This window comes from Algoriphagus chordae (genome assembly GCF_003254055.1).
Classification (GTDB): domain Bacteria; phylum Bacteroidota; class Bacteroidia; order Cytophagales; family Cyclobacteriaceae; genus Algoriphagus; species Algoriphagus chordae.
Genome location: NZ_QKZT01000018.1, coordinates 21,287 through 43,936 on the forward strand (window position 1 = coordinate 21,287; position 22,650 = coordinate 43,936).

At 39.5% G+C, this 22,650-nt stretch carries 24 protein-coding genes and 1 pseudogene; 10 read left to right on the forward strand and 15 right to left on the reverse strand.

The genetic code is table 11. The features are described from left to right. Positions 1-135 precede the first annotated feature (135 nt). Entirely contained in the window at positions 136-327 is a 192-nt protein-coding gene (locus tag LV85_RS22260; protein WP_111321735.1) for a hypothetical protein, read from the forward strand. A 462-nt stretch (positions 328-789) separates the two neighbouring features. Here the strand turns inward: LV85_RS22260 and LV85_RS17260 are convergent, their stop codons facing one another. From LV85_RS17260 to LV85_RS17315, 12 genes are all read right to left on the reverse strand, one after another. Continuing rightward, a complete protein-coding gene (locus tag LV85_RS17260; protein WP_111321737.1) occupies positions 790-2,469 on the reverse strand; it encodes a M1 family metallopeptidase in 1,680 nt (559 codons plus the stop codon). Next, positions 2,466-3,911, reverse strand: coding sequence for a M24 family metallopeptidase (locus LV85_RS17265; protein WP_111321739.1), 1,446 nt, complete (start codon positions 3,909-3,911; stop codon positions 2,466-2,468). Before LV85_RS17265 ends, LV85_RS17260 begins: the two co-directional genes overlap by 4 nt. Positions 3,912-3,997: 86 nt before the next feature. Further along, on the reverse strand, positions 3,998-4,864 hold the full coding sequence (locus LV85_RS17270) for a universal stress protein (protein ID WP_111321741.1): 867 nt from the start codon (positions 4,862-4,864) through the stop codon (positions 3,998-4,000). A gap of 112 nt (positions 4,865-4,976) precedes the next feature. Next, on the reverse strand, positions 4,977-6,578 hold the full coding sequence (locus LV85_RS17275; RefSeq protein WP_111321743.1) for a BCCT family transporter: 1,602 nt from the start codon (positions 6,576-6,578) through the stop codon (positions 4,977-4,979). A 199-nt stretch (positions 6,579-6,777) separates the two neighbouring features. Further along, positions 6,778-7,134 (reverse strand): DUF5615 family PIN-like protein, encoded by a 357-nt coding sequence (locus LV85_RS17280; protein ID WP_111321745.1) that lies wholly within the window; start codon positions 7,132-7,134, stop codon positions 6,778-6,780. Further along, positions 7,131-7,367 carry a DUF433 domain-containing protein gene (locus tag LV85_RS17285; RefSeq protein WP_111321747.1) on the reverse strand — a complete coding sequence of 79 codons (237 nt, stop codon included), beginning with the start codon at positions 7,365-7,367 and terminating at the stop codon, positions 7,131-7,133. Before LV85_RS17285 ends, LV85_RS17280 begins: the two co-directional genes overlap by 4 nt. Before the next feature lie 95 nt (positions 7,368-7,462). Then, entirely contained in the window at positions 7,463-8,077 is a 615-nt protein-coding gene (gene hisIE, locus LV85_RS17290; protein WP_111321749.1) for a bifunctional phosphoribosyl-AMP cyclohydrolase/phosphoribosyl-ATP diphosphatase HisIE, read from the reverse strand. A gap of 137 nt (positions 8,078-8,214) precedes the next feature. Further along, positions 8,215-8,970, reverse strand: a complete 756-nt coding sequence (hisF, locus tag LV85_RS17295) for an imidazole glycerol phosphate synthase subunit HisF (RefSeq protein ID WP_111321751.1) — start codon at positions 8,968-8,970, stop codon at positions 8,215-8,217. 369 nt (positions 8,971-9,339) lie between these two features. Beyond that, positions 9,340-10,056 carry a 1-(5-phosphoribosyl)-5-[(5-phosphoribosylamino)methylideneamino]imidazole-4-carboxamide isomerase gene (gene hisA, locus LV85_RS17300; RefSeq protein ID WP_111321753.1) on the reverse strand — a complete coding sequence of 239 codons (717 nt, stop codon included), beginning with the start codon at positions 10,054-10,056 and terminating at the stop codon, positions 9,340-9,342. A 178-nt stretch (positions 10,057-10,234) separates the two neighbouring features. Continuing rightward, positions 10,235-10,831 carry an imidazole glycerol phosphate synthase subunit HisH gene (gene hisH, locus LV85_RS17305; RefSeq protein ID WP_111321755.1) on the reverse strand — a complete coding sequence of 199 codons (597 nt, stop codon included), beginning with the start codon at positions 10,829-10,831 and terminating at the stop codon, positions 10,235-10,237. 126 nt (positions 10,832-10,957) lie between these two features. Next, positions 10,958-11,743 (reverse strand): phenylalanine 4-monooxygenase, encoded by a 786-nt coding sequence (locus tag LV85_RS17310; protein ID WP_111321757.1) that lies wholly within the window; start codon positions 11,741-11,743, stop codon positions 10,958-10,960. Positions 11,744-12,115: 372 nt separating this feature from the next. After that, positions 12,116-12,298: a helix-turn-helix domain-containing protein gene (locus LV85_RS17315; protein ID WP_111321759.1), complete on the reverse strand. Its 183-nt coding sequence runs from the start codon at positions 12,296-12,298 to the stop codon at positions 12,116-12,118. Between the two features lie 306 nt (positions 12,299-12,604). On the opposite strand from LV85_RS17315, the gene LV85_RS17320 reads away from it, so the two are divergent. The 6 genes from LV85_RS17320 (at position 12,605) to LV85_RS17340 (ending at position 16,674) form a co-directional block, all read left to right on the forward strand. Continuing rightward, positions 12,605-12,907, forward strand: a complete 303-nt coding sequence (locus tag LV85_RS17320; RefSeq protein WP_111321761.1) for a hypothetical protein — start codon at positions 12,605-12,607, stop codon at positions 12,905-12,907. A 112-nt stretch (positions 12,908-13,019) separates the two neighbouring features. Further along, entirely contained in the window at positions 13,020-13,286 is a 267-nt protein-coding gene (locus LV85_RS17325) for a hypothetical protein (protein WP_111321763.1), read from the forward strand. Between the two features lie 317 nt (positions 13,287-13,603). Then, entirely contained in the window at positions 13,604-14,644 is a 1,041-nt protein-coding gene (locus LV85_RS17330; protein ID WP_146260498.1) for a TolB-like 6-bladed beta-propeller domain-containing protein, read from the forward strand. Beyond that, a complete protein-coding gene (locus LV85_RS17335; protein ID WP_111321767.1) occupies positions 14,610-15,065 on the forward strand; it encodes a hypothetical protein in 456 nt (151 codons plus the stop codon). Before LV85_RS17330 ends, LV85_RS17335 begins: the two co-directional genes overlap by 35 nt. Positions 15,066-15,118: 53 nt before the next feature. Then, positions 15,119-15,409, forward strand: a complete 291-nt coding sequence (locus LV85_RS21985) for a hypothetical protein (protein ID WP_146260499.1) — start codon at positions 15,119-15,121, stop codon at positions 15,407-15,409. A gap of 143 nt (positions 15,410-15,552) precedes the next feature. Beyond that, positions 15,553-16,674: a 6-bladed beta-propeller gene (locus LV85_RS17340; protein ID WP_111321769.1), complete on the forward strand. Its 1,122-nt coding sequence runs from the start codon at positions 15,553-15,555 to the stop codon at positions 16,672-16,674. Positions 16,675-16,764: 90 nt separating this feature from the next. On the opposite strand, the pseudogene LV85_RS17345 reads toward LV85_RS17340, so the two are convergent. Then, positions 16,765-17,114, reverse strand: a pseudogene (locus tag LV85_RS17345) (transposase); the annotation flags it as partial. A 151-nt stretch (positions 17,115-17,265) separates the two neighbouring features. On the opposite strand from LV85_RS17345, the gene LV85_RS17350 reads away from it, so the two are divergent. From LV85_RS17350 to LV85_RS17360, 3 genes are all read left to right on the forward strand, one after another. Continuing rightward, positions 17,266-17,997, forward strand: a complete 732-nt coding sequence (locus LV85_RS17350; protein WP_317046460.1) for a lysophospholipid acyltransferase family protein — start codon at positions 17,266-17,268, stop codon at positions 17,995-17,997. A 144-nt stretch (positions 17,998-18,141) separates the two neighbouring features. Continuing rightward, a complete protein-coding gene (locus LV85_RS17355) occupies positions 18,142-19,287 on the forward strand; it encodes a hypothetical protein (protein ID WP_211318434.1) in 1,146 nt (381 codons plus the stop codon). A gap of 5 nt (positions 19,288-19,292) precedes the next feature. Then, the gene (locus tag LV85_RS17360) at positions 19,293-20,285 is read left to right on the forward strand and encodes an IPT/TIG domain-containing protein (RefSeq protein WP_111321773.1); all 993 of its coding nucleotides are present in this window, start codon (positions 19,293-19,295) and stop codon (positions 20,283-20,285) included. Between the two features lie 159 nt (positions 20,286-20,444). Here LV85_RS17360 and LV85_RS17365 read toward each other — a convergent pair whose 3' ends face one another. Together LV85_RS17365 and LV85_RS17370 are read right to left on the reverse strand one after the other, a co-directional pair. After that, positions 20,445-21,098: a DUF2189 domain-containing protein gene (locus LV85_RS17365; protein WP_111321893.1), complete on the reverse strand. Its 654-nt coding sequence runs from the start codon at positions 21,096-21,098 to the stop codon at positions 20,445-20,447. A 163-nt stretch (positions 21,099-21,261) separates the two neighbouring features. Beyond that, positions 21,262-22,629, reverse strand: a complete 1,368-nt coding sequence (locus LV85_RS17370; RefSeq protein ID WP_111321775.1) for a pyridoxal-phosphate dependent enzyme — start codon at positions 22,627-22,629, stop codon at positions 21,262-21,264. Between the last annotated feature and the right edge of the window lie 21 nt (positions 22,630-22,650).

The window sequence follows — 22,650 nt, forward strand, 5'->3', positions numbered from 1 at the left end:
GCACAGAAAAGCGCCGAAGGTGCATAAGCATTCATAACCCTGTACGAAGTGCAGGGTAAATGAATCGACAATTCTCCAAAGCCCTGAAAGGGTGAAACTCGCTGCCTCCCTGGCTAAAACCTGACCGTTCGTTATTTGCCATCCCAAAAATCTATCGTAGGATTTCTAATCCGACACAGCAATCAGCCTAAGGGAAGTATCACCAAAAGTCAATTTACAAAGTCAAAAAAAGTCAAAAAATTAGATCCAAAAAGTCCTGCTTCTGGAGAAGCAGGACAACTTACTGTAGCAAATATTCACTTTCTTGCCTATAGATATTTTAAATAGGATGGTCTCGGCAAGCTCGACCAACGCAGCTCAAGTATAGAGTTAGTAGGATAAGGAATTACGGCTCTGCCGTAATTCCTCATCCTACCTCTGCCACAAACTAAATCCGGTCTCCGAGGCCGGCTACTGAGCTCGTCGCAATATGCCATGGTGATTGTGTTGCTACTGTCATCATTGTGGATATAAATTTAATCAACTTCGAGGCCTCCGCGTTCCTCCCAGCGTGCTTTGCGGTTAAAACTACGCTGTTCGTGATTTGTAATTGCGAAGCTCTATCGTAGGAGTTCTAATCTGTCTCAGCAATAAACCTAAGGGAACTATCACCAAAAACCGATGTGCGATGTCTCTACAACCCATAATTTAGACTAAAAAAAGTCCTGCTTCTGGAGAAGCAGGACAACTTACTGTAACATTCTAAACTTCGCGACCGCGTTTCTCTCTGCGAACCCCGCGGTTAAAACCTTACTTTTTCTTCTGAAAATCAGCATCCATCAAAACCCATGACTCTGGATCCAACACCACTTTCGTAGGCTCAAAGTCTACTGGAAGAGAGAAAGTGTTTTTCTCTTTATCTATCGTGACGGTTTCTAGTATCGGCTTTTTAGATTCAGACTCATAAAAAGCCACTTGAATAGGCATCTCGAATAAGCTCCCATTATTTTGACTTTGATTCAGCGAGATATTCACTGCTTTTTTATTCTTATCGTAAGTCCAAGTTCCATCCACTACCAAAGCTCCTGGTTTGTACAACCACTGATCAAAGAAAACCTCAAGATCCATTCCTGACACTTCCTCCATTTCTCTGATAAAATCAGCAGTCGTAGCATTCAAATCCTGGTATTTAGCATAATAGGCACGAATACCTTTCCAAAACAAATCATCTCCAAGCTTTCCTCGCAGCATATGCAAAACCCATGAGCCTTTATGATAGGTCTGAGAACTGGTCACCTTAGTCATATCTTCCAGATTGTCATGAATAATGGTATAGCCCGGGTTTTCGGCATGAAAAGCATCGACACGCTTCTTACTCGTTGACATCTGATCCATAAATGCATCTTGCCCATATTGATGCTCGATGAATAGAGAAGTGAAGTAAGTTGCAAAACCTTCGCTCAACCACACATCATCCCAATCGTATTCGGTCACAGCATTTCCAAACCACTGATGAGCAATCTCGTGGATTACCACATTTCTCCAGCGCTCATTCCGATCACCTACCACCGATCCCTCTGAGTACAAAATCGCTGAAGCAGCTTCCATTCCTCCACTTACGCTATTGGATTGAATATTTGCGAGTTTCTCATAGGAGAAAGGTCCTACATAATCAGAGTAGAACTCCAGTGCTTTTTTGGTAGGCTCAGCGAAATCATAGAAACCCGCATCTCTATCCTGACGGTAAACCCAGGTTTGAATTGCTTTCCCCTCAAAATCATCCACATGCTGCATAGCAAATTCTGCTACTCCTAAAACATACAGCCAAGAAGCAATCGGAACAGACTGCTTCCAATGCGTTAGTCTATAGCCATTGCCAAGGTCTGTTTCTTCCACCTTGAGCCCGTTGGAAACTACCTGATAATGATCAGGAGCCGTCACTACAAACTCACTGGTAGCCTTATCATAAGGATGATCCACCACTGCCAGCCAGTTTCTCGCTTTGTTCGGCCAGTTATCACTAAAGAAGGTACGGTCTCCATACCTATTCTCAGCGATCTTCAGCCCTGTCACCGGTACTCCGGAGTATGTCACTGTATATTGACTTCGTTGGTTTAGGCTTGAAGCAGCAGGCAAATTGATCTTCAATTCATCTCCTTCATGCGTAAAACTCAGTTCATTGCCATCTGCCATCACCTGGCTCACGCTCATTCCTTTATTTTCTAAAGCCTCAGATGCTTTGGTCAAATCCAATCGTAATACCTGTACTCCATCAGCCATATACCTCACATCAATGGTGGTTTTGCATTTGATCTCATCCGTATCATCAGAAAGCTCTATCCGAAATTGATAATTCAGAATATTGACTTTGGGGTTTTTGGGATACTTATCTGCGTATGAAAAAGTACTGATACCCGACAATAGTAGAATTAGCAGAAACTTCATTCCATTATGCATGACAGCCTTTGATTTACTCGTCAAATTTCTCATTTCAATGGAAGTTCAGTCGCTGGCAAAAAGTCAATCAAGCCCTTCTCTGCGATGGTCTTTTCTATGTCTTCAATAGATGAGGGCACAAAGGCACTTAGATTTTCTACACCATCTTCGGTCACCAAAGCCACATCCTCTATTCTGACATACAATCTTTCCTCATGAATCCAGATCATCGGATCGATCGTGAATACCATTCCTGCTTGAAGTTTGACCCCATGCACTCGTCCTACATCATGAACAGTCATGCCCACAGGATGCTGGAAGTGTCCGCGAAATTTGATTCCTTCTTCTACTGCTTTGAGATGTGCTGGCTTTACAAATGTCTTCCCAACCATATACTCTTTCATATCTGCCGCTGTCAGATCAAGCACTTCTCCTGAAGTGACTCCAGGTTTGATGTGTGTGAAAAACGCATCTCTATAGGCAACTATAAACTCATACAATGCCCGCTGCTCATCTGTGAACTGGCCATTGACTGGCCAGATTCTAGTGACATCACTAGAGTAATACTTATAATCCGGAGCATAATCCATCAATACCAAATCTCCATCTACCAATTTCTCAGTCTTGTGAAAATAGTGCCCCATATAGGCATTGGTGCCTCCACCAATGATGGCAGGATAGGAATCTCCCATCGCTCCATGCATCGTAAACACATACTTGGCAGCAGCTCCCAGCTGATACTCATACACTCCCGGCTTAGTCGATTTCATGGCTTCGATGATTGCCAAACCAGCGATCTGCGTAGCCTCACGGATAAGCTCTATCTCTCTTGCACTTTTGATCGTACGCATTCCATCCAGTATTGGGCTGAGATCACTTATTTCGAATTGAGGAAATCTCTGGTTGATCTTTTGGATAAACGCGCCCTCTCTGGAAGAAGCGCCATCCCATGGATCTGAAGCAGACATCACCTGCTTGGCTAGCAAATTATCCCGGCCGTCATTGCCATTTTCGGCAGGGCTGAATTCTAAGAAAAGTGCTGGAGCAGGTGGTCGGATCAACCCAGATCCAGATAAATCTGCAGCCAAATCTTCGAGTCCTTTTACGGCATCAAGTCCTGTCAGCTCCTGCACCAAATCTTGATCCTCTGCCGACAAAACCTTGCCTTGACTTCGCTCCATTCCCTCATCTCGGTGCGGAAGGTATAAAGTAGCTCTTTTGGTTCTACCATTGAGAAGTAAGTAAGCATGGGCAGATTCCACTCCAGTCAAATAGTAGAAATTGTTGGACTGACGAAAAACACTGACACCTGGGTTTTCAGCAGCTCCTTGAAGCACCGCGATAGCTTGATCTCCTATTTCCTCATAAATCTTGGCTCGCCTCTCAGCTAGTTCAGCTTTGGAAAAATCTCCTTTATAATAGTTTTTTTCTTGTGCTATTGCTGAAATAACCATCAGCAATAGCAGCAGCACCGTTAAGTTGTTCTTTTTTTTCATAAACAATTTTGTTGCTCAGTAATAAGTTGAATATAGGCCGTAACATTGATCCATGCAGATCACTATCAATATTGTGTTGAAATTGGTCAATTGGGCTTCACTATCAAAATAGGCACTTTCCGCTCTGCATAAGTCAATCGCTCAGCCACACTTCCGATCAACAGATCATCTGCATCCGCATTACCTTTGTTTCCAATAATGATCAAATTGGCTTGCTGTTTTGCGGCATATTCATGGATAGATCGGCTGATATGATTGCCGCTGTCTTCCACACAAATCAATGCCTCGCTCAGGCCAGTTTTCTTTTGGATTTTTTTAAAGGTATTCTCTGCTTTGACACGTAGGCTGTTCTGATATTTCTCCTGGTTTTTGAAGTAGGGAAAATATTGATAGCCAGCTTTGAGTATGTGCAATGGCATCAATTTGGAAGAAAGTTTCTTCGATAGATTCATACCTCTCAAGATCACTTTCTCGGTATAATCAGAAAAATCCAACGCCAATACGATGCTTTCAAACTCTGTCTTTGCTCCTTCTGGAACAAACAAGCAATCAGAATTGGTCAGGCGAATCACCTTGCTGCTAAATACTCCAGTACCTTCTTCCTTGGCTTTTTTGCCCAGCACCAGCATATTGAAAGGCTGAGAATCCAGCCACTTTATAAGGGAATCCAATTTGCCACCCATTTCAATCTTAATGTGAATACTGGACTTCTTTTTGCCAAAAACCTTTTCCACCAACTCTAACACCTCATCTTCAATCACCTCTTCAAGTGGCTTAGGAAGCTGCTGAGTTAAGCTAGTTAGGTCTGCAGAATCACTTTCTAAGGCCACAAAATGCACCAAAGTCAAGGAATCAAACTCAAACACATCATCCAGCTTTTTAAAATAACTCAAGAGAAACTCATCCGTCTCGCTCAGGTCCAGAAAAATCCCAATGTTTTTTAAGGGCTTCATGCGTATATATTTTGATTATTAATAGCCACACAGACTGACCAGATCTTCATTCGGGAGAATTTCGCATCACAGACACTAATCCCTCTATTAAACGCTTTTGTCATGCTAGCTTTCATGGCTTTTTATCTTTATCGATTTGTTTCATTATAACCTTGGTAAGGCGATTTGCATAGGACTTTTGATCTACCTCCTCAGTTAGTTGCTTCTCCATAGCATACTCCTTTTTTACGCCTTTCAGTAGCGAATAACACATGACTGTCAAGATCAGCAGAAAGGGTAAGCCAGTCGAAATGGTAGCCGTCTGCAGTGCGGTGAGTCCACCTCCAATAAGCAGAACTGCTGCCACCGCTCCTTCGGTAGTTGCCCAAAATACCCGCTGAGGAGTAGGCGTATTTAATTTCCCTCCTGAAGTGATGCTATCGATGACAAGAGAACCTGAATCGGCCGAGGTGACAAAAAAGCTAGCCACCAACAATATACCTAACACTGAACCGACCATTTTCAATGGAAACCTTTCAAGAAACACAAACAAGGCAGTGGATTCGTCGGCTATAATTGCCTTTGCAAACTCATGGTTCCCGCCTGTCAGCGTATCCTGCATATCCAAAAAGATAGCTGAGCCTCCCAAAGTAGTCATCCAGAAAAAAGTCAAAATACTAGGAGCCAACAGCACTCCGAAAATAAACTCTCGAATCGTCCTTCCTTTTGAAATCCGAGCAATAAACATCCCTACAAAGGGCGACCAGGAAATCCACCAAGCCCAGTAAAAGACCGTCCAGTCTCCTTGCCATCCTTTATTGACGAATGCTTCTGTCCAGGTGGAAACCTCTACCAGCTCGTTGACATAGGTGCCCATGTTTTGGATAAAAGACTTGAACACAAATAAAGTTGGCCCAAAAATCAAGACAAAGACCAGAAGCAAAGCCGCAATTCTTACATTCCACTCACTCAGGATTTTTACGCCTTTGTCCACGCCTGACACCACCGATAGCGTAGCTACTGCTGTAATCCCAGCAATCAAAGCTACTTGAACCCAGACATCATTTGGGGTACCAAAAACATGAGAAAGCCCACCACTAACCTGCCTGACTCCTACTCCCAGAGAAGTCGCCAAACCAAATATGGTCGCCATCACTGAGAAAATATCAATTACATCTCCCATCCAACCATGAATCTTATCTCCCAACAGAGGATAAAAAACCGATCGAATCGTCAAGGGCATATTTCTATTGAAAGCAAAGAAAGCCAGCGATAAAGCCACTACAGCATAGATCGCCCAAGCATGGATACCCCAGTGTAAAAAAGTGAAGTTCATCGCCTGCTGTGCAGATTCCACCGTAAATGGATCCGCTACAGGAGGTTTGGAATAATGCGAAACAGGCTCAGCTACACCGTAGAAAAGCAGCCCAATTCCCATTCCTGCGCTGAACAGCATTGCAAACCAAGCTGAGGTAGAGAAGTCAGGCTTAGCATCTTTCCCTCCCAGTCGGATCGAACCATATTTACTAAAGCCCAGATACAGGCAGAATACAATGAAGACATTAACCACCAAAATGAATAGCCAGCCGGTCTTTTCGGTAACAAATGTTTTGACGGAGTCAAAGAATACCAGCATGGGATCGCCGACTATTATCGTAACTGCCATAAATACAACCAGCAAAATAACCGCTGGAAAAAACACAGGATTATGGATATCTACGTACTTGTTTTTCATATACTAAAAATTCTTTTTGTTTAAAAGCATCGCTAATCGAATAAACGTTTGAAAATCGGGTGCGATTTCCACGATGTTAAGAATGAATGAAAAAGTTAAGCAATTCTGCTTGCCCCAAAGAAAAAGGGTTGAATTTTCTTCAAGCCCTTACTAATAAAAGACTCTCACGAAAGTTTCCCTGAAAAAATTTATCAAACAATTACTCAGTATAACTTTCGTAATCACCACCAATTTCTAACATAAAGGAAGGTTTTAAATTGAGCTTTTCAAGCAGCTCAATTCTTGTTTTAAAAATATTGACTAGCTCAAGATTGGAAATATTACCCAAATTGATCTTTACCAATTTCTTAGGTTTTCTATTCAGCAGAAAACTGATTTTGAAATCTGAGTCTTTAGAAATCAGGATATAATCTCCCGAATCTACAAAATTTGCGATCTCTGAATCTTTGGTAAATGATCCAGCGAGAATAAAGTTTACATGAATACATTCATGTCCTTGCCCTTTAAAAAATGAAACTACTTTGTATGATATATGGACATCACAAATAAGTCTCACGAAGCTAAATCTATTAGCGGATGTCCAGATAAGCTAAGTTTCGCAAATTGTAGTGAAGCGTATATATCTTCTTTTTCCAACTCTGGATGATCTTCTATAATCTCTTCAATTGACATACCTGAGCCTAGCAAATCGATTATGACTTCAACAGGCCATCGCATACCGCGAATACATGGTTTACCATGGCAAATATCAGGACTCACTGTAATTCTAGATGTTAGATCCGCATTCATAGTTCTAAAATAACACTTTCAATCAAATAACAGAAGTAAAGTCCTTCCAATTCTACCGCCGTGATCCGTGTCGCCACAAACCAACATAAAACGCATTACTTTTTCTTATGTCGATCAATCAACACGTCCATCACCTCATCCAATTCATAGCCCTTGGCTTCAAGCAATACGAGATAATGGTAAAGCAAATCTGCCGCCTCACCCATAAATAGCTCCTTATTATCATCCTTCGCTTCGATCACAATCTCCACAGCTTCCTCACCTACCTTTTGAGCGACCTTATTGATGCCTTTGGCAAAAAGTGACGCGGTATAAGAAGTGTCCGTTGGATTGTTTTTACGATCCTTGATGATAGCTCTGAGTTGATCGATAAAGCCCGTCTTGGAAGAATTTACCTCTTCAAAGCATGTATCTGCTCCGGTATGACAAACTGGACCTCGTGGATTGGCCTTCACCAAAATCGAATCACCGTCACAGTCCGAAGCCATGCTCACCAACTCGATGAAATTACCCGAAGTCTCTCCCTTAGTCCAAAGTCTGTTTTTACTACGAGAGAAAAAAGTCACCATTCCGGATTCTTTGGTCTTCGCTACGGCTTCCTCATTCATATAGCCCTGCATCAGTACTTTCCCGCTGATCGCATCCTGCACTATTGCCGGTACCAAACCATCCATTTTCTTAAAATCTATATTCATGTCTATTCTATCCATTGGGGTTTCCAAAACCCCGAAGGTTTTGTTTAATACACACTTTACTATTTTTCAATCAAACCTTCGAGGAGATTCCTCAGTTCCCGATAAATCAGGACAGGCTGTTCCTCCTTCGAAATGACACCTCAAAGGTTAAATCACTTCCTTATACTGATTTCAGAATCGGAGAGATAACTCTTCAATTCAGGAATTCCAATTTCTTTAAAGTGAAAAATACTTGCCGCCAAGGCTGCATCTGCCTTGCCAAAGGTAAACACATCTTTGAAATGTGTCATCGTGCCAGCTCCGCCAGAGGCAATCACAGGAATAGAAAGCGCGGATGAAATTTCCGCCAAAAGCTCATTGGAGAAACCAGCCTTCGTGCCATCATGATCCATGGAAGTCAGCAAAATCTCTCCAGCTCCACGGTCACAGACTTCCTGAGCCCATTCCTGAGTCTTCAGCAAAGTAGCCTTCCTGCCCCCATGCGTATGTACAAAGTCAATTCCATCCACATTTCTAGTATCGATGGCCACCACTACACACTGTGAACCGAATTCAGCAGCCATATCATTGATGATTTGAGGATTTTTTACTGCTGAAGAATTGATAGAAATCTTATCTGCTCCGGCATTAAGCAACACTTTTACATCTTCTATAGTCGAAATCCCTCCACCCACGGTAAAAGGTATATTGATAGCTTTGGCTACTTTGGTTACCAGCTCGGCTAAGGTTTTACGCTTGTCCACCGTAGCTGTGATATCCAAAAAAACCAGTTCGTCAGCTCCCTCGTCAGAGTAAATTTTCGCCAGCTCCACAGGATCGCCCGCATCCCGAAGTTCTACAAAGTTCACTCCTTTGACTGTACGTCCTTCCTTTATGTCTAGGCAAGGGATTATTCTTTTGGTTAACATCTTCTTGTATTCAAAACTTCATTATTCATTATTCGGCGTTCTTCATTCATTATTCTTAATTACGATTTACGATATGGGATTTACGAGGTCTTTGCTAGTCTTGACATCAATCTCAATCTTTGGACATTCCATAATTTTGGTTTTAAATATAATGAATAAGGTTCTTGTCAATGTCGTAAATCGTACTTCTAAAATCGTAAATCATATTCATCATTTGAAATTACGATTTACGATATGGGATTTACGAGGCCTATTTTAGTGTTCACCATCCTCCCCATATTTAGCCATTCCTGAAGTTAAGTATTGAATAATCTGGATTGAAGTCCAGTTCAATCTCGTAAATCGTACTTCTCAAATCGTAAATGTACATCACCCAAACGCTGCCAATTCCTCCAACGTCACTCTCCCTTCATAATACGCCTTCCCGACTATCGTCCCATAGACGCCGATTTTCTCCAGTTCTTCCAAGTCTTTGACTGAGGAGACTCCCCCACTTGCGATCAATTTCACTCCAGGGATTTCCTGCAATATCTCTTTGTATAGATCTGTAGATGGCCCTTGAAGTAAACCGTCTTTAGCCACATCGGTACAGATCACGTAGCTAATTCCTTTGGCCACGTAGTCTTTGATAAAAGGAATCAAATCCACAGAAGTAGTCTCCTCCCAGCCTCCAACAGCAATCTTTTTATTCTTGGCATCTGCTCCAAGGATAATTTTCTCAGAACCATACTTCGAAATCCAAGCTTGAAAAAGTGTCGCATTTTTCACTGCAATAGATCCTCCTGTCACTTGCTTGGCTCCCAGTTCAAAAGCTTTCTCAATTTCCTCATCCGCTTGAATTCCTCCACCAAAGTCAACTTGCAAAGAAGTACCCACACAGATGCGCTCCAATACTTCTGCATTTACAATCTTTTTTGCTTTCGCTCCATCCAGATCTACTAGATGTAAGCGTTGAATCCCAACTCCCTCAAAGCGCTTGGCCATTTCCAGTGGATCGTCATGGTATTCTTTTTTGCTACTGTAATCGCCCTGACTAAGTCGGACACACTTGCCTCCAATGAGGTCGATTGCTGGGATGATTTGCATTTTTTTTTAATTGGAAGATTGGAAAATTAAAAGATTGGAAAATTATGATTTTGATTTACGAGCTCAATTGTAGTTTTCCACATCCTACCCATATTTAGCCCTTCCAGATGTTAAGAATTGGGAATGTTGATTGAGGTTCAAGCCAATCTCGTACATCGTAAATCGAAAATAATTGGTTTTAAATACAGAGGAAATTGCTTAATAATTTCTCCCCCACCAAGCCACTTTTCTCCGGGTGGGCCTGTATGGCATAATAGTTATCCCGATGGAGAATTCCTGAGAAATCATGTATATAATGAGTTTGGGCGATGGTATAGTCACTCAACTCAGCATAAAAGCTATGCACGTAATAGACAAATGGCTCTGCAGGCAGATCCTTGAGCAAGGGATTATTTGCCAGATTCTCCAGTTCATTCCAGCCCACGTGTGGCACTTTGAATTCCTGAGAATTCTCTGGCACAAAACGGTTTACTTTCACCGGAAATATCCCTAGGCATTCTGTGTCATTTTCTTCTGAATGTTCACAAAGCAACTGCAAGCCAAGGCAAACACCCAAAAAAGGTTGTTTGATGTCAGAGATCAATTGATCGAGCTTTCGCTCCTTCAAGTATCTCATGGCAGTGCTTGCTTCCCCTTGACCTGGGAATATAACTTTATCCGCGGCACGTATTACTTCCGGATCATCCGTCAGTTCAGCATTCACCCCTAGTCTTTCCAGAGCATAGAGCACCGACTGCACATTACCGGAATTATATTTAATAACTGCTATTTTCATGTTTAGAAGACGGGAGACGGAAGACGGGAGACCGAAGTGGCGTTCTTCGGTCTTCGGTCTCCCGTCTTCGGTCAATTTATATTTTCACTTCCTACTTTTCACCTACTACTACTTACAACTCACCACTTACTTCTCACCATCCACCAACATTTCCTCCAGCACTTCCTCGATCTCTGGAAGCGACTCGTAAAGTTGCTCGTAACTCTCGATCACAAAGTATTTATCCTGAAAGCGATCTTTCCAGTATTCCTGATTCAGAATCTTACGAACATCGTATTCCAGATGGGCAGGTTTCTTTGAAAGGCTGAATTTAGTCTCTCCAGCCGAACTTAGGATCCCCGCACCGTATATTTTTAGCTCTCCTTCCTCACGAATCAGCCCAAACTCAATCGTAAACCAGTAAATCCGACTTAATAATTGAATCGCCCAAGGGTTATCAATATGCTTTAGCGCGATCCCAGAGAGCTTTTCCAGAAAATCCACATATGGCTGATTGGTCAGCAGCGGCATATGGGCAAAAGCATCATGAAACATATCAGGTTCTTCCAAATAATCGAGTTGCTCCATCGTGCGAAGCCAAGTCGAGGAAGGAAATCTTCTATTATTCAGCAGCCCAAAGAATAAATCATCATCGATCAGCCCAGGAACCACCTGAACTTGCCAACCGGTGCTTTTTGCCAAAATCTCATTCAACTCTTCGAAATTTGCGATTCTGTCAGCCGAAAACTTGACCATCTCCACTCCTTCTAGATAAGCCTTGGAAGCAGCTTTGGGCAAATTCGGCATCTGCCGCTCGAATAGAATTTCCCAAACTTTGAAGTCCTCCGCTGTGTAAGAATCATACTCCTGCCTAAGCTTTTGGAGCCGGGGATCGCTGAAGACCCATTCTTTTTGTTTTGTGTTTGTGTTCATGGTATTTGGGTATATTCTGTTTTTTCACTTTATCTGTCATAGCGCAGAGGAACGACGAAGCAAGCTTTTCATTATCCTACTATGTTGTCCTGCTTCTCCAGAAGCAGGACTTAGCTCGGACTTCGGTTTTACTACTTCTCCAGAAGCTGTACGATAATCAAGTATTCAGATGCAGCTTCTGGAGAAGCAGCATAACGTTCTTCAAAGCAAAAAAGGCCCATTCCGCTAGGAATAGGCCACTATTATTTTTTTACCAAAAATCCATAGTCATCCTATTCCTTCATTGAAGGTGGTAGTAAGAATGATGTACGAAAGTTCTTGGAGTTGGATTCATAGTCTAAAGGTAAGTTGTCATTTCTTATGGTCAAAAAATCAGGCTGTCTTATTTGCAAAAAACGGCAAACCTAGCGAATCATAAAGCACATTTTGTGTGGCTGGAGTAAGAAGCCCATTTTCGATGCATAGGTTACGTCTTTTTATCCATCTGGAAAGCGTCTTCACTGAGACACCATATTCATTAGCAAATTGTTGTCGGGTTTTTGCTTTATTTTCCATAAAAAATAGTTAAAGAATGTGTTGGTTTATTGTGAATATCCTAAACTAAAAGTAATTCCGTGGATTACAAGCTTTTTTTATAGATCTCACCTATTTTTTCTTGCCTATAAAATAAAACTTGTCCGATCTTGTCCGATCTTGTCCGATCTTGTCCGATCTTGTCCGATCTTGTCCGATTAAATTAAACTTACTTTTTTTAATTTTATTGACATCATTTTTTCCTTATGGCCAATTCTACTACCTATAGTTTAAGTACTATTTCCCAAGTCTGGTCCGGCTTATGGGTCAAAACCCTGGCGTTTTGCATTGGCGGGAGGATTGTTTTTCGCTTGCCTGGCTTTTGCATATGGAATCTACGCCATAGCCATCGTATTCTTGGGAATGACAGTCCCTGGCTGGGCCTCGCTGATAGCAAGTATCGTATTCCTGTCCGGCATACAGCTACTGGTACTGGGAGTCATAGGCGAATACATCGGTAAAATGTATATGGAACTCAAGCAGAGACCTGCTTACCTCATCGCAAAAACAAATATAGTGAAGTCAGAGATCAATCCGATAACTGAGTCAATTAGTTCACCTACTCCAAAAAGGAGGCCAGCAATGGCTTGAAGTAGATCTAGAAAAGTTCCCTTTCTTAAACTAATCGAATAAGATAAGCACGTCATTGGACACGAAAGTACCACAATCCACGAAATAAACTTTAAATCTAAATTGAAAAAACATGAATACGAAAATGAAAAAAATAGCTAGAACAGCTGCTGTGGGAATATTCTTTATAGCGCTATTCCTGAATGTGAAGTTGAGTCTTACAGATCCTTTTATCAATATTGATAATGCGGCGATAGCCCAGACAAGTTCCCTCAATATACAATGTTATAGTATTCTGGAGGGATTCGATGGACAATCTGTGGCATGTTCACCTTGTTACCTCGCCACAGGTATTCCACCATGGTATCATTTTGGAAGTCAATGCACTCCAAATTACTAAATAGATAAAACTACCACCCATTCCAACATCTTAGAGGTATGGGTGGTATTATGTTCAAATACATAGACAACCAGAATTCAATAACCATGTAAGCCAAGAAAAAAATTTACAATAAAATGAAATTTCACAATCAATTAATGAAATTTCGACTCTCTAATAAAAATGGCAATGAATAAAAATAAAATTTAGATCTAAAAATCAAATATATAAACTTTTGATCTTAAAAATAAAACTGCAAGAATATCCCCATAATAATTAATAACCCTAACCAAATTTATAGAAATAAAATGAAATCGCTATCATACTTATATCTTATTATGCTGATTGTTTTTGGGTGTAATAATAAAAATAATAATATATTCAAAAAAATACAACCCAATAATATAATTTTTGAAAAGACATATGAACTAAAAGGAGAAGAGCTAGAGATAGATGCGTTTGTTTCAAATAATTTGATAATATTCGACACACTTATAATCCTAGTAACACCTCAAAGCGAAACATTATATCATGCAATATCAACAAATGACTATAATTGGGATAAAAAATTTATACGTAAAGGAGAAGGTCCAAACGAATTTCAAAATGTATTAAAACCTCTTTCTTATGAAAAAAAAGACAATGACCTCCTACTCACATTTTATGACAAGGCAAGAGAAGGACTCTTTCACTATAATCTAACACAGTCTTTTAATCAAGGAATAGATATTTTTCAAGACACTATTTCACTAGGTGAAACTACTGAAATATATCGAGCATATAAAATCACTGATAATAAAGTATTCATTGATAATTTAGACTTTATTAACCTTAACCAAATCTATTCGGTTTATGAAGATAAAAAAATTATAAGCACTGATACAGCACTAGTTTCAGGCCTTATTAATCAATCAGACTCATATATAATGACCACCATCACTAGCTTTAATGAAAACAAACTTAAATATGCTGGTGCCATGATGTTTATGGATCAAATAAATATATATGACATAAATAATCCAAATAATTCTTTAGCAATAACAGCAAATAACAACAACAGACCTTCAATCAATGAAGTGTCGAAAACACTTATGCCCTATAAAAATGAATTTTATGTAGACTTAAGGCAAACAGATTCTTACATATTTGGCCTTTATGCTAACCAAAGCAGAAAAGAATGGGCTACTGGAGATAATCCTGGTGTTATTCACATAATAGACTGGGAAGGTAATCCGATCTGCAAACTTAAAACAAAAGAAAAACTTATTCATTTTGATATTGACTCTAATAGTAATACACTTTACGGAATGACAGAAAAAGAAGAAATAATTAAGTATAATTTAGATGAAATTTCTGAATTGGCTCAATCTGGAAAGTAATGGCATCACCTCTTTCAGTATTAAACCATTGCGTTTTGCACTGGCAGTAGGGCGGTTCTTTGCATTACTGGCTTTCGGCTATGGAGTCTATGCGATCAGCATCGTATTCCTCGGCATGACCGTGCCGGGGTGGGCATCGCTAATAGCAAGTATTGTATTCCTATCCGGAATACAGCTACTAGTCCTAGGAGTCATAGGCGAATACATAGGCAAAATGTATATGGAACTTAAGCAGCGACCTGCTTATCTTATTGCAAAAACCAATATTACCGCTCCTACTGATACACCGAAAGAAGGAGGCAATTTAGTAAAACCAATAAACCTGCTTTCCGGTAGGCAAGGAAGGAGGTCGGCCATGGCTCGAGAACAACATAATGATTTTTCTTGTGCTGCCGATCACAGTAAAAGAAAGCGTAGGTGAAAACGAAAATTCATACCAACAAAAACAAATTCTTATATTAAACTCTTAGAAACATGAATACAAAATTAAATAGATTAGTAAAAACAGCCGCTATAGGGATATTCTTTATGGCACTACTAATGAATGTGAAGTTAAGTCTTACAGATCCTTTTCTCACAATTAGCAATGATGCGCTAGCTCAGACAAGTAGCTCATCTAGCGGCGGAGGAATAACTTGTCCTGCATGGGGTACAAATTACGGGAGTTGCCATAAAAGAAGCTTTAATTATTATGATGATGGAAATGGTCATATAGTTTTGACTTCATACTGTTATTGGACTGGATATCAAAACGATTTTTGTTAATCTAAATAAATACTAGGTAAATTCTATCAAATAACAAAATTTACTTAATATTAAAAAGTAATTCAATATTAAGTAAATTTTAATATAATAAAAAAATTTCACCTTCCTTAATATTAGGGAAGGTGAAATAAAAACAAAAACGTATGAGAAGACTTAAAATAATTATTATTTCTATTATTCTCTATTCTTGTGGTGAATTAAATAATGATAAAAATTTAGAAACCCGAATTACGGTTAATACAGAAAATCCAACAACAAATAACGATGAAATTTTCTCCTCAATAACTTTGACTCCCTTGGAGACAATAGATGAGTCATTAATAATAAAAATAAACAAATTAATCACTCACAAACAGTTATACATAATTCTTGATGAAGCACAAAATTCAATACTTATTTTTAACACAGAAGGGAAATTCTTATACAAGATTGCTAAAGAAGGCCAAGGACCAGGAGAATATGGAAGAATATCAGACATCATAATAAACCCCCATAAAGAACAACTAGAAATACTTTCTCCAAATGGAATTGTAAACATTTATTCAATTAAAGGAGAGTGGATTGAAGACTATGAAATTCCTGAATTTAGAAGTACCCACCTAATGGAATTAGTTGATCCAGATATTAGGGCAATTTACAGCAAAGATTCTAGATTGGACAATAACTTGAGTTTGTATTCTAAAAGCCAAAATAAAATAATCTTTACTGCACATACAGAGACTTCAATATTTGAAAACATATCAATATCACTTTTTAGGAGTCCTCTAAAAGGATCTGGTGATAACCTAATATTTTGCACTCCTTTTACAAATGAGATATATAAATTATCAAGAGAAGGAATGAGTTTAATACATTCTTGGGATTTCGGGCAATACACACCAAATTTTGAAGAACACTCTTCACTTATTCAAGCTGATGAAAATCAAATTTTTGATAAGTTCAAAAATGAGGTCGGAAAAACATTCATTTCATTTTCAAATTATGAAGAGAATGAACAGTATATATTTGCACATTTCATGTATAAAGGTGGAGTCCAAACAATTATTTTCTCAAAGAAATTAGACAGATTTGTTACATTAAAATCATTTCCCTATGGGATAACCGAAATTTTAGATAACACCATTCAAGTAGTTTGTGATCCAGAATATATACAGACATATGTAAATAATGATTCATTTACGAATAATGAAATACCAACTTTAAGGACAATTAGCAAAAATGACAACCCTATTATTCTCAAATATAAGTTAAAGGATTCTATCTAATGATATCAATTAAATACTTAGTTTATCGGGCACTATTCACTTCGTAATTAAACTATTTAAAATATTCTTTATAGAGGTGACCATTTAAGCTCATATCAAATTCTGGATATATAATTTTTCAGCCTTAACCATTCTGGTGATCAGATTATGGAAAATGGTCTCTTTACTCTGTAATCGATTTATCCTGTAGGAGAATTCACTTAGATAGCAATCAATTGTCTCTTGCTGATCCAAGAATAAGTGGTTCACAGCCATGTTTTCACTTTGTGGATCATGGTGTGAATAGCTTTGAAATTCAAGTCCAACTCATTATGGACTTGCTTAATAGTGTACTCTTTGCTGATAGTACGATATCCTTTCCATTCGTCAGTGATCACTTGGGCTATTCTGTCAATGTGTTGATCAAAGGTCATTCGAAGCGACTTCGCTGAAAAACTCTGTCAGAGCAGGCTCTTGGTCAAAATGTTTATTCCCAAGGAAAGTCCCTAAATTTTAGATTCTCTCCAAAAAAAAAGAGCCCCCGAATGATCGGAGGCTCCTGCAAGCAAAGATGGAAGATTATATTACACCTAAAATTACCAATTTTAACGAATGATAAAAATCTTCCACGTATTATTTACCATTTACTCCATCCTGCTTTTCTTCACGTTGCTCATGATTCTTGGGCTCTTTATCGTAATTCCCTTGAGCATCAGCCCAGCCGGAGGAAAATTCTCCTTTTTCTTATTTCGCGTTTGGGCAAGGCTCTGGTCCTTTGGATCAGGAATTCGTTATGAATTCCAGGGTAGAGAATTCATCGATCGTAGCCAGCCTTACATTTTTGTGTTCAACCATCGCTCCTTCCTGGATGCTGCTATTATCCCACTCGCTATTCCAAAGCAAGTACGAGCACTCGGAAAGAAAGAATTGTCCAAAATCCCATTCTTTGGATGGGTAGTAGGCAAAGTCGCGATCTGGGTAGATAGAACTGATGCTGAATCAAGGCGAAAAAGTATAGCTCGATTGGTGACTTTTCTAAATCAGGGGATCTCAACTGTGGTAGCTCCTGAGGGTACTCGAAATGACAGTGACGCTATCCTATTGCCATTCAAGTCTGGTGCTTTTCGCCTTGCCGTAGAAACAGGCATTCCCATCCTGCCGATAGCAGTAATCGGAGCAAACAAGATCATGAAAAAGGGATCGCTAATGATCAGGCCAGGAAAAATCAAAATTTACTTTTCTAAGCCTATCGCAGCTCCAGCTGCATCGGAAACCGCCGTAACAGAGCTTTCGGAGAAATGCCGGTCGAGACTGGAATTGCTATTAATGGAACATGAAAAATAGTAAGTGTAGCAGTCAATAAATCCCTGCTAACTCCTGATTATTTGATGTTTTTTTATGGCGAAAAATAAACTTTCTCCAAGCTATTTTTTTAATCAAAAAATTCAGTTCATTTGCCAAATTTCTCCAAATAAAAGGCAGACTAACTTGAACTTAAACCACTGGATTACTCGCTGCAGCAAGAGCCTTACTGTCCTAGGCTTGTTACTATTTACGTTAGGATTTCTCCATCAGGTAAGTGCCCAAAGAAGACCTGATCACATCACCCTTAATGATTCTGCCTATACTGAGGGCTATATTAAAATCAACAATTCCAATCCCCTAAAAAGTGTTTTTTTCAAGTGGAAAAAGAAAGATGCTTACCAAGAATATTCTATCAAGGAAGTCTCTGAATTTTATGAAAACCATAGAAACTATCAGAGAAAAACCTTTGACTACAAGGGTGAAAAGGTCACAGTCTTTTTAGAAAAGCTCGTGTATGAAAATAAGGATATCTCCGTATACAAATGGATAGATAAAAGAGGACTGTTTTTTATTGAAAAAGAGAATGGCATGTCCCTACTAGGTGAAGATTTCAAAGAAGAAATTTCCATCAGACTAAACAACCCCAACCTTGATCCATTATTGGAAATTTCCAAGCTGAATTACAACAGCTTAACTTATTTGCTAACGGTAGCGAACAACACTACTGAACCGCAGACATTCAGCCGGTTTTTCAGAATAACACCACAGGTAGGCATATCTTTTTCGTCTCATCAACTCACAATACCCAATCAGAACTCAGTAGGAAAGCTCAGTGGTACTGCCACCAATTTGAGTTTGAATTTTGAATTCCTTCCCAGCTACAAGCGAAACCTTTCTCTAAATCTCACACCGGCATTTTCTTCTGGATATGCTTCTGGCTTCAATTCATATAAGGAAGGTGAATCGAGATTTGAAACTGACCTTCAATTCGACTATACAATTATTCAATTACCCATGGCGGCTAAGTATTACATAGAAATGAGGCCTAATAAATATAGGGCCTTCGTAGAAATGGGATATTCTTGGTCTTCGATGAAAGCTAACAATGGAAAAATGGATATAGCGGAATTCAGAGAGAACATCATTGCCACAGGTTTCAAAGAATTTGATCCTTCGTCACCCTATTATGGATTCAATGCAGGTGTAGGTTTGGACAAATCCCTAAAAAAAACACGAGCTATCACGATTGGAATGAAGTACTCATCCCTGCGGAACAAGAACTCCGATAAAATGAATCAGCTAACTCCCTACATCGGTTTTAAATTTTAATCAACATGAAATATCTTCACTTATTATATCTCGCTTTGGGGAGTATTTTATTGGTGGCATGCCAAAATGACGAAGGATTTACACCAAGAAGCTATCCATTTATTTTAACAAATGGTGTAAATCTGATCGATGAAACTGGAGCTACTTTTGATTTTGAAATCAAAGATTGGGGAATAGGACAAATTACGAGTTATGGAATAGAATTTTTGGAAACCGAACTAGCTGACAATAAATACTCCGAGGGTGAATATTATCTCCGAGAAATAAAAGGCAAGCCTGAAGGAGCTCAGGTGTCAGTCAAAATATCAAGTGACCTTATCGATAACACAGAATATATTGCCTATCCCTTTGTGAAAACAGTTTCTTCTAAAATCACAGGGAAATCAATTCGGTTTAGGGCAAAAGGCTCCTCAAATCCTCAGATTTTAAAGGTAACGAAAAGTACCTTGGGCCTGAATATGTCCTTTACTATAACGGGGAAAGACTTCAGTAGTAAAAAAGAATGGAATCAAGTCTTGGTTTCAGGAACTGAAAAATACTTTAGCTATAAAGTGAGTTACGCTTCAACAGATTCACTTGTCGTAGGGGTTTATCCTATTACTTATTGGGAAGGAAGCATAGCCGAAAAGTTTGATTTAAATGTGCAAACTCACGGTCTAACCGCAAATCTGCCTTCACATTTCAATATAGAATATCCAAGAATCCTCTCAATAAGTACCTTGGAAGTAGTTCCTGGTGATGAAATAACTATTACAACTAACCTTGAAAACGATTCTCAATTCATGTATTTGACGGTAAACAATATCGATGGCTGGAATGTGAATTATCTAACTATACTCTTGGAAAAAATTGAAAATAATAAGTATCGATGCATCATGCCCGAATTCCCGGCGGGTAACTATAGAATTGGACTTTACTCAGGTTATGAAATCGATGAAACAGCTGCTGGGCTCTTTCACATTTATTTCGAGGATAACCTGGAAGTACTTTCGAAATAGCTTGTGCACCAAGTGTTCTAAGGCCTTTTTAAGGCTTCAGTTTTATCTCCAGCATTTTCCCCAAAGCCAGTAGGATTTCAACCATGGAGAAAGGATTTAAAGTATAAAACCCTTTTTCCAATTCAGCCAATTTACTATTCGTTGTACAAGTTCTACCTTTTACAAATGAATAACATTGTCCTTCGGGTCTTCTACAGCATCTATAGTCAGTTCTTCGAAAAGAATATATACTGCCAGATAAGTCATCGGAATAGTAATGAATAAGCCTACTATTAGGCATAGAAATCCTGCAATATTCAGCGCTATTAGAGCCAGTCCAAACAAAAAGAACTTCAGCCAGTTGGTATGTACCATTCTGCGACTAAGCTCCATGGAAGTCCAGAAATCAAATCCTCCAAAAATCACAAACAACAAGGCGAACATGTAACCCACCAGCAGGTAAACGCCTGGAATAATCAAGAGAATAATCCCTCCCACGATGAGAATGGAACTGATCAGATTTGTAGAAATAAGATTCCACCAGTACTTAAATCCATCAAAATAATTCTGAAATTCAATATATTCTTCTTGTGTCTGCCGGTTTGCCATAAAGTAATACCCGCAAACTAATGGAGGCGCCAAAAAGATGGTGTACAAAAACGTGTAATCTGGAAGATATAAAGTAAAAGCTGCCTGTATTGCCCCAATCAACACCATAAAACCAATGTGGAACATTGCCCGGGATTTAAACATCTCCCAGGCCTTACTAAGTATTACTCCAATATTGAAATCTACTCCCGAATTTATGATTCGCTGAATTTTTTGCTGATCCATTTTTTTTTTTGTATTCAGCTTTTTGCCAGTAAAGGGCATAAAGCTATATAAAATCTGGTAAACACTAAGTTCAGGTTACTTCGGTCACCTGTCTTCGGTCTTCCAGCCTCTAAACCAAGGAAATTGAGGGTTCTGGCATCATACCCGATTAATAATGGTAATACTACTTCGTGAAAGCCTCCAAAATATCGTGCTTGGTGATGATGTGAATTTGATTTTGTGCATCTCGCACGAGTACCGCTTTTTCCTTTTCTACCATAGACGACAGCACATCCAGCGTACTGTCTAGTGCCACAAAATGCATGGAATCTTCCATTACATCCGCGACATTCGCATCCTTCAAGGCTGGATTATCAATGATTCTAGCAAGCAACTTATTATCTGTCAAGCTACCTACCACTTCGCCACTTTCCATCACTGGAATCTGAGAAACACTGGTCTTATTCATCAATCCTATGGCATCCTTCACCGAGTCAGTTTTCAAGGAAGAGACCAAGGTATAGGCTCCATTTCGCTGCGATATAATATCTCTAGCAGTGGAGAATGTCTTGTCTTCCAAGAAACCGTGGTTTCTCATCCACTCATCGTTATAGACCTTGCCCAAATATCTTGTACCGTGATCTGGAAGGATAATCACCATTTGATCACCTTCTTGCAAGTTAACTTTCGCCCACTCCAATGCGCCGTGCACAGCAGATCCACATGACCATCCTACAAACAAGCCTTCTTCTCTAGCCAATCTACGCGTCATCACCGCAGAATCCTTATCTGTCACTTTCACAAAGTGATCGATCATATCGAAGTTCACATTCTTTGGAAGAATATCTTCTCCGATACCTTCCGTCAGGTATGGATAAACTTCCTTCTCATCAAAGATTCCAGTTTCCTTATATTTTTTGAAAACAGAACCGTAGGTATCGATACCCACTGTCACCACATTTGGATTCTGCTCTTTCAAATACATGGCAGTCCCGCACATAGAGCCACCAGTTCCTACACCTGCTGCATAATGCGTGATTTTGCCATCGGTATCATTCCAGATTTCAGGGCCTGTAGTCTCGTAGTGAGCGGCTGTGTTGGATAGATTATCGTATTGATTTGGGTAAAAGGAATTAGGAATATCCTGATTCAATTTCTTCGCAATGGAATAATAGGAACGCGGATCATCTGGAGACACGTTGGTGGGACAGACGATCACCTCAGCTCCTACAGCTTTTAGAATATCGATTTTCTCCTTGGATTGCTTATCCGCCATGGTGAAAATACACTTGTAACCCTTGGCCACTGCAGCGAGAGCCAATCCCATTCCGGTATTTCCTGATGTCCCTTCTATGATCGTCCCTCCTGGTTTCAGCAAACCTGCCTTTTCGGCATCCTCCACCATCTTGATCGCCATACGATCCTTCATGGAATTTCCAGGATTGAAGTATTCCACTTTCACCAGCACATCGCCTTTGATGTGTTTGGCAAGTTTATTTAGTCTGATCATCGGAGTATTTCCGATGGTTTCGATTATTGAGTTGTAGATCATAGCTGGTTATATTTGGTCATA